This is a genomic window from Streptococcus infantis, from assembly GCF_021497965.1.
Lineage (GTDB): Bacteria > Bacillota > Bacilli > Lactobacillales > Streptococcaceae > Streptococcus > Streptococcus infantis_B.
In genome coordinates this window covers 158,930-172,151 of the sequence record NZ_CP046525.1, presented here as the reverse complement: position 1 = coordinate 172,151, position 13,222 = coordinate 158,930, and the positions used below count along the sequence as shown (strand labels likewise).

General features: G+C 40.0%; 15 protein-coding genes. 3 read left to right on the top strand and 12 right to left on the bottom strand.

The genetic code is table 11. The features are described 5' to 3' along the window. Positions 1-54 precede the first annotated feature (54 nt). The 9 genes from GOM46_RS00905 to GOM46_RS00865 all read right to left on the bottom strand — a co-directional run bounded on the left by GOM46_RS00905 (position 55) and on the right by GOM46_RS00865 (position 8,214). On the bottom strand, positions 55-1,557 hold the full coding sequence (locus GOM46_RS00905; protein WP_235083688.1) for a zinc ABC transporter substrate-binding protein AdcA: 1,503 nt from the start codon (positions 1,555-1,557) through the stop codon (positions 55-57). 9 nt (positions 1,558-1,566) lie between these two features. Beyond that, a complete protein-coding gene (locus GOM46_RS00900) occupies positions 1,567-2,373 on the bottom strand; it encodes a metal ABC transporter permease (protein WP_006150990.1) in 807 nt (268 codons plus the stop codon). After that, positions 2,366-3,070, bottom strand: a complete 705-nt coding sequence (locus tag GOM46_RS00895) for a metal ABC transporter ATP-binding protein (RefSeq protein WP_235083687.1) — start codon at positions 3,068-3,070, stop codon at positions 2,366-2,368. Before GOM46_RS00895 ends, GOM46_RS00900 begins: the two co-directional genes overlap by 8 nt. Continuing rightward, a complete protein-coding gene (gene adcR, locus GOM46_RS00890; RefSeq protein WP_235083686.1) occupies positions 3,070-3,510 on the bottom strand; it encodes a zinc-dependent transcriptional regulator AdcR in 441 nt (146 codons plus the stop codon). The genes GOM46_RS00895 and adcR overlap by 1 nt, the downstream gene beginning before the upstream one ends. A 248-nt stretch (positions 3,511-3,758) precedes the next feature. Continuing rightward, positions 3,759-5,027, bottom strand: coding sequence for a D-alanyl-lipoteichoic acid biosynthesis protein DltD (gene dltD, locus GOM46_RS00885; protein WP_235083685.1), 1,269 nt, complete (start codon positions 5,025-5,027; stop codon positions 3,759-3,761). Continuing rightward, positions 5,020-5,259, bottom strand: coding sequence for a D-alanine--poly(phosphoribitol) ligase subunit DltC (gene dltC / locus GOM46_RS00880; RefSeq protein WP_000351968.1), 240 nt, complete (start codon positions 5,257-5,259; stop codon positions 5,020-5,022). Before dltC ends, dltD begins: the two co-directional genes overlap by 8 nt. A gap of 14 nt (positions 5,260-5,273) precedes the next feature. Next, a complete protein-coding gene (dltB, locus tag GOM46_RS00875) occupies positions 5,274-6,518 on the bottom strand; it encodes a D-alanyl-lipoteichoic acid biosynthesis protein DltB (protein WP_235083684.1) in 1,245 nt (414 codons plus the stop codon). Then, positions 6,515-8,065, bottom strand: coding sequence for a D-alanine--poly(phosphoribitol) ligase subunit DltA (gene dltA, locus GOM46_RS00870; RefSeq protein WP_235083683.1), 1,551 nt, complete (start codon positions 8,063-8,065; stop codon positions 6,515-6,517). Before dltA ends, dltB begins: the two co-directional genes overlap by 4 nt. 17 nt (positions 8,066-8,082) lie before the next feature. Beyond that, positions 8,083-8,214, bottom strand: coding sequence for a teichoic acid D-Ala incorporation-associated protein DltX (locus GOM46_RS00865; RefSeq protein ID WP_006150987.1), 132 nt, complete (start codon positions 8,212-8,214; stop codon positions 8,083-8,085). 285 nt (positions 8,215-8,499) lie between these two features. On the opposite strand from GOM46_RS00865, the gene hslO reads away from it, so the two are divergent. Then, on the top strand, positions 8,500-9,372 hold the full coding sequence (gene hslO / locus GOM46_RS00860) for an Hsp33 family molecular chaperone HslO (protein ID WP_235083682.1): 873 nt from the start codon (positions 8,500-8,502) through the stop codon (positions 9,370-9,372). Continuing rightward, complete coding sequence (gene dusB, locus GOM46_RS00855) at positions 9,359-10,339, top strand: tRNA dihydrouridine synthase DusB (RefSeq protein WP_235083681.1); 981 nt, start codon at positions 9,359-9,361, stop codon at positions 10,337-10,339. The genes hslO and dusB overlap by 14 nt, the downstream gene beginning before the upstream one ends. 52 nt (positions 10,340-10,391) lie before the next feature. Here dusB and GOM46_RS00850 read toward each other — a convergent pair whose 3' ends face one another. Together GOM46_RS00850 and GOM46_RS00845 are read right to left on the bottom strand one after the other, a co-directional pair. Next, the gene (locus GOM46_RS00850; RefSeq protein ID WP_235084132.1) at positions 10,392-11,078 is read right to left on the bottom strand and encodes a YoaK family protein; all 687 of its coding nucleotides are present in this window, start codon (positions 11,076-11,078) and stop codon (positions 10,392-10,394) included. Between the two features lie 127 nt (positions 11,079-11,205). Next, positions 11,206-11,895: a hypothetical protein gene (locus tag GOM46_RS00845; RefSeq protein WP_235083680.1), complete on the bottom strand. Its 690-nt coding sequence runs from the start codon at positions 11,893-11,895 to the stop codon at positions 11,206-11,208. Positions 11,896-12,161: 266 nt separating this feature from the next. Between GOM46_RS00845 and GOM46_RS00840 the strand changes: the two genes are divergently transcribed. Next, positions 12,162-12,392, top strand: coding sequence for a hypothetical protein (locus GOM46_RS00840; RefSeq protein WP_006144770.1), 231 nt, complete (start codon positions 12,162-12,164; stop codon positions 12,390-12,392). Between the two features lie 49 nt (positions 12,393-12,441). Here the strand turns inward: GOM46_RS00840 and GOM46_RS00835 are convergent, their stop codons facing one another. Continuing rightward, a complete protein-coding gene (locus GOM46_RS00835) occupies positions 12,442-13,215 on the bottom strand; it encodes an NUDIX domain-containing protein (protein WP_235083679.1) in 774 nt (257 codons plus the stop codon). Positions 13,216-13,222 lie beyond the last annotated feature (7 nt).

Sequence of the window (13,222 nt, the reverse complement as noted above, 5' to 3'; positions counted from 1 at the left end):
TTAGATATGATAAATGAAAGAAAAATCCTCCCATGTAGGAAGAATTGTTTCGATTTAATGAGCCAACATTTCTTGGGCGATTTCTTGACCAGATAAATTCTCTGGATAATAGGTTGGCCAGTTGTCCATTTCGTCAAAGAGGGCTTCCTGGCTAGTTCCTCCAAAGAAGATATGGAAATGCTCTGCCTTGACTGGAGCAATATTATGGTCGCTAAACTGAACATACTTAAATTGTCCAGCATCCGAATCTGTCGCTTCAAAGAGGAAGCGTACTCCACGATTGCCTTTCTTATAAGTCAAGATTTTCTTGCCGACATACTTGTAAGTATATTTCTTACTTTGACCACCTTGGATGAATTCCATAGTATTATCCGTGATGTTAATCTTGGTCACATCTGTTTGGTAACCCTTTTGATAGTAGGCCTTATACTCATCCTTGGTCATCTTACCAGTCAATTTAGCCTTGTAGTCAAAGACTTGGTCAAGAGTCCCATCCTCAAGGAAAGGATAGACAGACTGCCAGTTGCCAGCATAGTCACTCAAAGTACGGTCCTTAACATCTGCATCCTCAAAGTAGCCATTTTGAACGGTTTTAGTTTCCTCGGCCTTTTCTGGTTCAATCTCTGCTCCTGCCTGATCAGTTGTCTGCTTGAGAGACTTGAGATTTTTCTCCATGACAGAGATATAGTTTTCTCCAGCCTTCATGTCCTCTTCGGTCAAGCTTTCAAGAGGATTCAGAACGTCTAACTTAACTCCTGTTTCTTTTGAAAGAGTATTGGCTAGAGCTTGAGAGGCATTTTCTTCAAAGTAAATATAAGAAATCTTGTTTTTCTTGATGTACTCGGTCAACTCTGCCAAGCGACTTGCTGACGGTTCAGCGTCTGGCGACAGACCTGAGATAGAGACTTGATTAAGTCCGTAGTCCAATGCTAGATAACGAAAGGCCGCGTGTTGAGTCACAAAACTCTTTTGTTTTGCACTAGAAAGTCCTTCAGTATAAGCCTTGTCCAAAGCTTGCAGTTTTTCGATATAAGCTGCTGCATTTTGTTCAAAAGTCGCCTTCTTATCTGGATAGTCAGCTGAAAGACTATCACGGATGTGTTCTACAAGTTTGATTGCACGCGCAGGAGACAACCACACGTGAGGATCATACTCGTGATGATGACCTTCTTCGCCATGATCATGGTCTTCCTCTTCTTCACTACCTGGAAGAAGTAACATATCTCCAGTAGCCTTGATTGTTTTTACTTTTTTCTCATCTAGTGAATCTAAAAGCTTTGGAACCCATGTTTCCATGTTCTCATTTTCATAAACAAAGGCATCAGCGTCTTGAATTTTAGCGACTGCCTTAGGCGATGGTTCATAATCATGTGGTTCTGTCCCAGCTCCAATCAAGAGCTCGACATTGGCTGTATCTCCTGCTACTTGCTTGGTAAATTCGTAGACAGGGTAGAAAGTTGTGACAATATTTAATTTTCCGTCTGCCTGTTTTTGATTGGAACAAGCGACTAAGAATAGTGTTACAAGACTTGCCAAAAGTAGGCCTAGTTTTTTCATTTTCTTCTCCTATTTGATAAAACGTTTGAGTAAGCTGACTAACAAAAAGACAACTACAAAGATAAGGGTAATACTTGCACTCGGCGGTGTCTCTGCATAATAGGATATATAAAGCCCTGCTACCATACCTAGAAAACCAATAACGCTGGCAAGAATCATCACCGAACTAAAGTTCTTCCCTAGACGTAAAGCGATACTAGCTGGCAAGACCATGATAGTTGATACCAAAAGTGCTCCTGCGGCTGGAATCATGAGTGCAATGGACACACCCGTTACCATGTTAAAGAGAATGGACATAGTACGCACTGGAAGGCCATCTACAAAAGCTGTATCCTCGTCAAAAGTTAAGATGTACATGGGTCTCAAAAAGAGGAAGGTCAGAATTAAAACAACTGCTGCAATGACAAATAGTCCAATTACCTGTTCTTGACTGATGGTCACAATAGAACCAAACAGATATTGGTCCAAACTCATCGAGCTAGAGCTCTTACCCTTACTCATAACAATGAGTGAAACCGCAAGACCTGTTGACATGAGGATGGCTGTTCCAATCTCCATAAAGCTCTTGTAAACCGTACGGAGATATTCAAGAAAGACCGCCGCAATCAAGACAATGGCAATCGTCGAGATGGTCGGAGAAATCCCTAAAACCAAACCAAAGGCCACACCTGATAGCGATACGTGACTCAGTGTATCACTCATGAGACTTTGACGACGCAAGATGAGGAAGGTCCCAAGTACTGGTGAAAAGAGGCTCATAGCGATAACAGCCAAAAAGGCCCGCTGCATAAAATCATAAGACAATAGATTAAGCATGCTCCACCTCCTGGTCACTTTCATGGACATTGAAGCAACGCCATGGCGAATCTTGGTCTCGGACCAGGTGAATATTACGATCTGCGTAGTCCTTGACTTCTTCAGGATCGTGTGTAATCATCAAAACAGCCTTGCCATGATGGTGAGCACTATGGTGCATGAGCTTATAAAATTCATCCTTGGTTCCCGCATCCATCCCTGTCGTTGGCTCATCCAAGATAAAGATATCGGGATCTGAAGCAAACATACGTGCAATGACAGCTCTTTGCTTTTGCCCACCGGAGAGTGAACCAATGCGTTTGTCCCGATGTTCCCACATACCGACAGAGTTCAGACTAGCCTTGATATGTTCCTCATCATGGGCATTCAACCGACGGAACCAGCCCTTTCTTGGATAGCGACCTGATTTGACAAATTCATAAACGGTGCTGGGAAAACCTGCATTAAAACTTGCAATCTGCTGAGGAAGATAGGCAATTCTTAGTTTTTTTCCATGAATATTTGTTTTTGAGATGGTTACTTTCCCAATTCGTGGTTGAAGAATTCCAAGACTAGCCTTGATAAGAGTGGTCTTGGCTGCTCCGTTTTCTCCCGTTAGGGTAACAAACTCCCCACTATCAACACTGTAATTGATATGTTCAAGCACAGGTTCCTTGTCATAATAGAAGGATAAATCCTCTACTGTGATGTATCTCATTACTTGATTTCTCCTACTAAAGCAGTTAAAAACCGCTGGATAATTTCTTGTTCATCTGGCGTGAACTGAGTCGCGACCTGCTCATAAATAGAGAGCGTATGTTCATGATGATGATGGTGCTCTTCAGCAATTGGTCGAGCCAGGTCTGTCAATTGATAAAAAATCACTCGAGCATCCTTGGGATCCTTAGATGTTTCTAACATCCCCTCTTTAATCAAAGATTTAATAGCCTTGGTGACAGCCGCTTGGCTGACATTGAGACGTCGAGCTAACTCAGAATTGGTTAACGATTCCTCTGATAAGAGCATGAGGATATGCTCTTGGGTATTTGTCAAAGCCACATCACTCGTGCAATGACCAATCAAAATTTCGTGCTGATTTTCAGCTTTTAAAATAATCTCATTTAAAAATTGATCAATATCCTTCGCCAATTGTCTCATGATTTGCTCCTTTCTCAGAACAGAATTACTTTAAAATACAAGATTTTTACTTCGTTTCTTTACCAGTTAAGTATATCACATCCCAGTTAAAAGTCAAGAAAAAAGATGAAAAGATCTGATATGTTTTCATTTCCTCTACAGACTTTTTACTTCCTTCATTCAAAAGGAAACTTCACTACTATACTAACCTTTACCCAAAATTCATTGATTACAAAAAGCCCAAACCAAGGTTCAGACTCTTTTGCTATTTATTGAAAATCTTTGATGTTCCCATCGTAATCCGCCCAATCTTGGCTGAAAAATCGATTATTCATTTGGTAATTAGGTGCTGTTGTTGGATTGCTCAAAAAAGGATTTACAACCTTATCAAACGCCAACCAACCTAACCAACCGATATGAATCGTATCCTTGACAAAGTATGGTTCATCACCATCTTTTGAAAAGTCAGCGATGTTGGTGAACCCTTGACTTTCCAATTGGTATCGAATTTTTTCGACAGTGTGTTGATACATTTCTTCACTCAAGCCTGTATAATCCATCCATTTTTTATTGACAGGTTGAAAAACAAAAATCACATTGACCTTAGACTTGGCAAATTGATCGAGTACTAACTGTAGATCATTGTACTCAGGCGATTTTAGAAAGTTAAAATTCTTTTGAGAGCCTTCCCACTTTTTGAGATCCTTCTTTAGCTGAGTATTGTAAAAATGATTATCTACTCCCAAATCATTATTGGTCGTATTTTCTTCCCCCTCTTTTCGAGCGATAGCTTCCAATTCTTCATAAGAAAATTGATCTGGGAGATTGCCCAAATATTTTTCAACGTGATCTTTGTAACTTAATCGCCCTCGAATGGAGAATTGCCCAAAAAGAGCAGATTGTTTTTCGTTGAATTCTGCAGAAGCTGTAATTATTGAATGATCGAAGTCTGACAACTGTTCATTCTTAGCCAACTTTTCAACAATCCCTTTCAGAGAGATTCCTGGATTTTGTTTCAAAAGTCTGTTGGCAGCAAACTGAGAGGCAGCATCTCCAGATTGATTTTCCAAAAAAGAAGTTAGTTGATCATTATTAAAGTAAGTTTGGAAAATAGTCGGGTCATGATCCTCTTTTGTAAACCATTGTGGAGAGATTACAAATACCGCTTGTTTATTCTCAAGTTCAGATGTGATTTGTTGCATCCCAAAATACTGGCTAAGAGACGCTGCTCCTGCCTGCCCCAGAAAGTAAGGGCGATAAGAACGATTATACTTTTCAGCTAGTACCGCCGGGTGCATATTATCAAAGCGATTCCACTCACTGGACCCAAAGAAAGGGATAAAACGCATGTCAGGGTCTGTAAGAGCTCTCACTTTTTGACTTCTCTCCTTAAAGCTTTCTGCACTTATTGAGGCTGCAGAGTATTTTTCCTCCATAAGATTGTGACTTTTGCTACCAGGATAAAAAAGGATAAGTAGAAGAAGCAATAAAGCAGCAACAAGGAGTGGCCCAAAAATTAACCACAGACGTTTAAGCATTCTTTAACTCCGTAATCCCTGCTACGATTTTATTGGCTGTATTCCAGTCGTCACGACCAAATTCTGTAACCGGGACACGAATATCAAAGCGATTTTCGATTTCCACGATCAATTCAACTGTTCCCATACTATCCAAGACACCTGCATCAAAAAGATCTTCATCCATCATGTCAGAAACATCTTCCATGAACAATTCATCGATAATTTCAATAACTTCTGATTTGATATCCATTTTTTTAATTCCTTCTATTTTTTAAACCATAAATCATTCAAAAATCCAGAAAAGATTAAGAATGAAACCATTACGACATGGAAGGTTAGCACCATGCCAAGTAACTGAGCCCAACGATTCTCAAGCAAGGGAGGTTGCCCTGCTTTCTTACGTTCCTTATTGAGCGTTTTTTTCTTCCGAATCCAGGCATCATTCATCACTAAGCCTACCCCATGAAAGAGTCCGTAAGCGATATAAAACCATGTTATCCCATGCCAGAATCCCATAAGGAGCATGTTCAAGATATAAGCGACACTTGAAGTCATATTTCGATTCTTAAACAATTTCTTTCTCGTCATCAACAGAACCATGCGCATAAAGACAAAGTCACGGAACCAGAAAGATAAACTCATGTGCCAACGATTCCAAAACTCTTTCAAATCTCTCGACAAGAAAGGTTTGTTGAAATTGATCGGACTACGAATTCCCATCAGATTTGAAATTGCTAAAGCAAACAGAGAATAGCCCGCAAAATCAAAGAAAAGATCCAAACCAAATGTATACATGACTGCCACTACATAATAGTTAAAGAATCCACCTGCCTGTAGAGCTAGATTTTTTAGGGGCGTTAACATAATTTCGCCTAAAATATGAGCCAAGATAAATTTATACAGAAACCCCAACATGATATATCGAACTGACTCAGCTAGCATGTCCATCAACTCATCACGTTCTGGAATCGTCTGATAATTTTCATTAAAACGCTTGAATCGATCAATGGGACCACTTGAAAATGTCGGCATGAAGAGGAGAAAACGTAAATACTCCCACATTTTCAAATCCTTAATGACCCCATCTCTGAGTTCAATAATGATTCCCACCGAACGAAAAGTCAAATAGGAAATACCAATAAATCCTAATAAAGACTGTGTGCCGTTAATAGCCGGTTGCACTTTCACAAAAATGATGGGAAGTAACGATAATAGACTCACCAAGTAGAAAATCCATTTGCCATCTCGGACTTTTCGATACTGCTTGTAAAAAAGTACCAGTAATATTTGCCATATCAGATAAATTCCTAAGGCAGCTATTTGATTAGTCTTGCCCCCCGTCAACATAGTAACGATAAAGAACAAACTAACCAATATTTCATACCAGACAAAACGTTTTTTGAAAAAAAGTCCGATAAAGATTGGCAAGGTAGCCGTAATTACGTACAAAAAGTACTGTGGATTCCCATAAGGCTCAATATGAGGTAGCTGTTTTAGGAAATCCATCATCTATTGTTTACCTCGCTAATCAACCCTTTAATATCGATTTTTCCATTTGGAGTTAGTGGCAAATCTTGTCTATAAAGGAACTTAGACGGCATCATGTAAGACATCATGATATCTTCCAAGTCTTCTTTGATGGCTTTCGTGATATCAATTTCGCGCTCAAATTGTTCTTTGACGCCCTCTTTTAAGATAACATAGGCCAAGAGATTTTGGACCTTGTGATCTTTATTATAACGCGGTACTGCGACTGCTGAGTCAATATACTTCGATTTATTCAAGTTTTGAGAGACATCCTCTAGCTCGATACGATAACCGTTAAACTTGATTTGGAAGTCCATCCGTCCACCGTAGAGAAGGAGGCCTTCATCCGTCATGGTTCCGACATCTCCTGTATGGTAGGCTGGAAGACCTTCAAATTCGAAGAAAGCTTCTGCTGTTTTCTCTGGATTATTCATATAACCTTTTGAAACGGCTGGGCCAGATACGATGATCTCCCCTTGCTCACCATTTGGCAATTTGTTACCTGCCTCATCAATGATGAAGGTTGGAGAATCTTCTTTGGTATAACCAATTGGCAGACGTTTCAAAGTCGCTAACATCTCATCTGTTACGGCTACAGCCGACAAAGCAACAGTTGCTTCTGTTGGCCCGTAAGCATTGATGATACGCGCATTTGGGAAACGCTCGCGCAATTTTTGAGCGGTTTTAACGGTCAACTCTTCCCCATCAAAGTAGAAATGGGTGATCCCTGGCATCTTTTCAGCATTGAAATCTTCAGACAACATGGCCATATCTGCAAAAGATGGTGTCGAAGTCCAGATAGCAATCGGAAGAGAAAAGATGGTCGCAAAGAGTTGTTTGAAGTCTTGAGTGATGGCTGATGGAAGGGCAAAAAGGGTTCCTCCAAGAGCCAAGGTCGGTGCCCAGTACATGACAGACAAGTCAAAGGAATAGGGCGGTTGTGCCAACATTTGCGGACGCTCTGGCGTTGCAAATTCCTTGTCCGTAATCATCCAGTTGGTAAAACTGAGCAAGTTATCGTGCGAAATTTGCACCCCTTTTGGTTTCCCAGTTGTCCCTGAGGTAAAGATGATGTAGTAGTTATCATCCCCTTTGACCGGATGTTGCAAGTCATAGGCATGCTGAGCCGCATAAGCTTCACGCACTTGCTCCAAGGACATGATTGGAGCAGCTGGGTTTTCCAATGGAAATTCATTGATGGCAATAATCAAGCTTGGCTCTGCTACTTCAACAATGGCAGACACGCGCTCCAAGGCAGAGTGACTATCAATTGGGATATAGGCATGGCCAGATTTTGTCAAGGCCACAAAGGTTGCTAACATTTCATATTCTTGTCCACCAAAGACCACTACAGGTGACTTTTCGGGAAGTCCCATTTGGTCGATGTGAGCAGCCAAGCTATCTGAATCAGCCTTCAATTGGCCATAGGTATGTTCCTCACCAAGGACATTGTATACCGGAAAATTGGGCTGAGTTTGAGCGAAATGCTCAATTCTTTCAATCATATCTCTAAGCGGCTTATTAGACACGACGCTCTCTCCTTAAACTAAAATTCATTGTAAATAAAGCTTCCCTGACTTTGCCCTAAATAACTAAAGAAATAAAGTAAACCCAGCAAAACAATAAAATACAGGACAGTTTGCCCTAAAAAAACATAGTATGATTTCTTTTTATTCATGATTGATTTCTTTTCTGTAAATTTTCATAAATTTTTGCAAAAATACAATTACTATTTTATCTCGTTCCCATTTTACCACTTTATTCCCTTTGTTTTCAACTGTTTACCATTTTTTAGAAGTTGATTTTAGCTTATTTTAAGACAAGGCAAAATCTTGATAAAAACATCCTTTGAAAATCTAAATCTTATGACATCCTAATACCAGCAAATTATAAATCAAACAATTTGAAAGACTAGCAAACACACGGCTCCCCCTTTGGGCATTTTTATGCTAAAATAGTAGCTATGGATAAAATTATTAAAACAATATCAGAAAGTGGATCTTTTCGTGCTTATGTACTAGACAGCACTGAAACCGTCCGCACTGCTCAAGAAAAACATCAAACTCAAGCTAGCTCAACGGTCGCACTTGGCCGTACCCTCATTACCAGTCAAATTCTCGCCGCCAACGAAAAGGGAAATACCAAAATTACTGTCAAAGTCCTCGGAACTAGCTCACTCGGAGCCATCATCACCGTTGCAGATACTAAGGGGAATGTCAAAGGCTATGTACAAAATCCTGGCGTTGACATCAAAAAAACTGCTACTGGTGAAGTTCTAGTCGGACCTTTTGTCGGCAATGGCCAATTCCTAGTGATCACAGACTACGGTACTGGAAATCCATACAATTCCATGACCCCTCTTATTTCTGGAGAAATCGGTGAAGACCTAGCTTTCTACTTGGCAGAAAGCCAACAAACCCCTTCAGCTGTAGGGCTTAATGTCCTTTTAGACGAAGACGATAAGGTTAAGGTTGCAGGCGGCTTCTTGCTACAAGTATTGCCAAATGCCAAGGAAGAAGAAATCGCCCGTTTTGAAAAACGCATCCAAGAAATGCCAGCCATTTCGACTCTTCTAGAAAGCGACGACCATATCGAAGCCCTTATCAAGGCTATCTACGGTAACGAACCATACAAACGCCTGTCTGAAGAAGAAATTCGTTTCCAATGCGACTGTAGCAAAGAACGATTTATGAACGCTCTTGCGAGCCTTCCGAGCTCAGATTTACAGGAAATGAAGGATGAAGACCACGGGGCAGAAATTACTTGTCAGTTCTGCCAAACTACTTACAACTTTGATGAAAACGACTTGGAGGAACTCATTCGTGACAAATCTTAATACACCTTTTATGATTGGGAACGTCGAGATCCCAAACCGGACGGTCCTCGCACCCATGGCCGGTGTGACAAACTCTGCCTTCCGCACTATTGTAAAAGAACTCGGGGCCGGACTTGTTGTTATGGAAATGGTCTCTGACAAGGGTATCCAATATAACAATGAAAAGACCCTACATATGCTCCACATCGATGAAGGGGAAAACCCAGTATCGATCCAGCTCTTTGGAAGTGACGAAGATAGCCTAGCACGCGCAGCAGAATTCATCCAGGAAAATACTAAGACCGATATCGTCGATATCAACATGGGCTGCCCAGTTAATAAAATCGTAAAAAACGAGGCTGGTGCTATGTGGCTCAAGGATCCAGACAAGATCTATTCTATCGTTAACAAGGTTCAATCAGTCCTTGATATCCCTCTCACTGTCAAAATGCGTACAGGCTGGTCTGACCCATCCCTAGCAGTAGAAAATGCCCTTGCCGCTGAAGCTGCAGGTGTTTCTGCCCTTGCCATGCATGGTCGTACCCGTGAGCAAATGTATACTGGTCACGCTGACCTCGAAACTCTTCACAAGGTTGCACAAGCGCTGACTAAGATTCCATTTATTGCTAATGGTGACATCCGCACTGTCCAAGATGCCAAACAACGCATTGAAGAAGTCGGTGCTGATGCTGTTATGATTGGTCGAGCTGCTATGGGTAATCCTTATCTCTTCAATCAAATCAATCATTATTTCGAAACGGGAGAAATCCTTCCTGATTTGACCTTCGAAGATAAAATGAAAATCGCTTATGAACACTTGAAACGCTTGATTGATCTCAAGGGAGAAAAGGTTGCTGTCCGTGAATTCCGTGGACTAGCTCCTCACTATCTCCGTGGTACATCCGGAGCTGCTAAACTTCGTGGAGCTATTTCACAAGCAAGCACACTGGCAGAGATTGAAACTCTCTTACAGTTAGAGAAAGCATAATCTTCTATCCACCTCACAAAAAAGGCAAAGCTCAAAAACGAGCCTTGCCTTTTTATATATTTTCAACTTGCAAATCTAGTTGCTTCACTCTAGCAATATAGTAGGACATAATCAAAAACAGATTGAAACTGACAATCCAAATAGACCATTCATGGAAAAAATGCATCGATACAGCTAAACTAATTGCCCCCAAAACGAAACTCCCTACAACAATTCCATAGTTCAAGGATTGGCGACGATATTCTTGAACATCTCCTTCTCCTCTAACGATGCGATACAAAGCAGTCAACATCTTTCGGTAATTTCCAGAAGTCATAAAAATGACATAAGGATGATCTTCAATCAAACTACCCGTAAATGTTAGCATCATCATACCTGTTCCAAAAGCAATAAAAGGTACTTCTAGTAAAGGAAATCGAGAAAAGAAGGGCAAAAGAAGAGTTCCAATAAATAAGGGAAGCAGCATCTTAACCCGCCAATAGGCTGTTTTGCGATATTCTTTCATGTGTAATGCAAACAGAAATCCTAGGGAAAAGAAAATAATGGAGCAGAACCGCAACATGGTATTGATGACATGTGAATCGTGCCAATCTGATATCAGTAGGAGAATATTCCCTGTCTGTGTCGCCACCAAACTATGGTACTGGATGTGACAGAACACATCCAAAGAACCACCGATAAAGCCAAGAAACACTCCCATGAGTCGTGTATTTTGAGGTAAAATTAATTTATCCGCCATTGATTTATCACTCATTCCCTTTTGATTCATTTATTATACCACTTCTATTAGAGAAATTAAGTGAAAAACAGTTGAACTACTCTTTTATAAATCTAAGTCTAGACAAGATTTGAGGCGAGGCGGCTTTCTATGGTTGAATCAAAACAACACTAGATACCGTACCATCTGCACCTGTTGTAATTTGGATGACTTTTCCACCACCTACTTCAGCATTGTATTTCCCATCATCAAGAGTATAAGAATAGCTTTGGATAGAATAGTTTTCTTTCTTACCATCAGCAGATTCTACTGTAAACTTGCCACCTGATGAAACAGTGATAGTTTCACCATTAGCGCCCTTCCAATTTCCAGCTGCAGCCGAAAAATCTTTGTCCACCATAGTCAAGACTCCTTTATAACGTTTGTTATGTTCTGCCTGCTTGTCTTGAAGTTTGCGATCAGTTGTTGGATCATAAGTTGACTGATTCGATTTTGCTTGTGTTCCTTCTTGATTTGATGGGACTTGAGAAGGCGTCTGCTTAGCAGAAGATTTTTGATTCCGCTTTGTTTCTGGCGCTGTTGTTGCTTGCGATTGATTTGCAGTAGCCGCTGACTGATCAGAAGGGAACTTAGCTTTTTCTGAAGTAGTGGTGCTTGTTGAAGTTTGAGATTTACTATCTTTGTTAGAAGAGCTTGTCTTTGAACTTGATGTCGTTTGCGTTGTCTTATTAGCATTGTCATTTTTAGCTTCTTCTTTTTTATTGCCGCATGCTCCCAAGAGCAATGTTGAAGCCAATACGGCAACTGCTAGCAATCGAATTGAGTTTTTTGTTTTCATAATATTTTTCTCCTGTAATCTTTTTGAAATGTTGTGCAATACTTCTGTAATATTATTGTAATATTTGCTTGCTTGTTTGTCAACTATTTATATATGTTTTTTATTTATACTTGTTCCTTTTTAATCCTCCTATCTCTACTATTCGTAAAGTATTTAAAAAAGAAGATTCTTTCTACTGAAATGCTATATTTTAAAAGTGTAATCGCTTGCATTTTTTCTTGAAGGGCTATAATAAAATTGAAATAGGATATTGGAGGTGTAGACTTATGTCAAGCAAATATTACAAATATCTTCCTTGGATAATTTTAGGTGCTTTCTGCTCTTATCAGTCTGCAAGTCGCTATGCCCAGACTACATTTGATTTATTTTATTTAACCACAATCTTCATGATTGTCTATATGTCTCTACTATACTTACACGAACATTATTTGAAATACAAATACAAAGATTTATTCATTCGTTTTATGAGTAATCCTAAAAAAGATAAACATCCTTAAACATAAAATAACAACAAAAAGAGGCCGGAAATTTTTCCGACCTCACTTTTTATTTTAATCGATAAATAGTGATAACTTCCTTCTGAGGAATCCGTTTAAAGCCAACTTCCTCTATGCTATGACCATATTTCTCTAAGAAACTATCACTTGTACAGGATTTCTCTGGGCATAGAGTCTCAATGAGAGCTAGGCCGTCATCCACTGTGAACTCATCCTCTAGTAGATAAAGGAAACGAGGGTCATAGTCGATAGCTTTTTTAATTTTCTTGATGGATGTTTGAATAATGGATAAATGGTCAAATGCAAAGTCCTTCTCTTCCAGTTCTTTTCCATCCAAATAACACTTACCTGTGTGAAAATCAACATCTACAAGAACGACTTCTTTTGCATCGTCTCCAGCCTTAGCTAGATCAATTGCTTGTCTCGGTAGGTAAACCAAGTGGGCAATGGTAACCGTCCAACCTCTGGGATCACGAGCAGGAGTCGATACTGTTACTAACTGTTCAATCTTTTCTAAGGGAAGTTCAAGATTGATTTCTTCTTTCACTTCACGCTGACAAGCATGGGCAGCATCTTCCCCCTTATCCATAAATCCGCCAACTAGTGCTAAACAATTTTGGAAAGGATGTGCCTTCCGACGAATCAGAAAGAGTTTCATTTTCCCTTCTACAAAGCAATAGGCTACCATATCCACAGTCACACTTGGCTTTTCATACTGAGGGAGTTCTTGCTGGTGATACCACTCAAGAAACTCCTCCTGGCTTGCATGAACTTCAAAATACTCTTTTTCTGTCATCCCGGTTGGAATTTTCTGATTCATCATCTTCTAC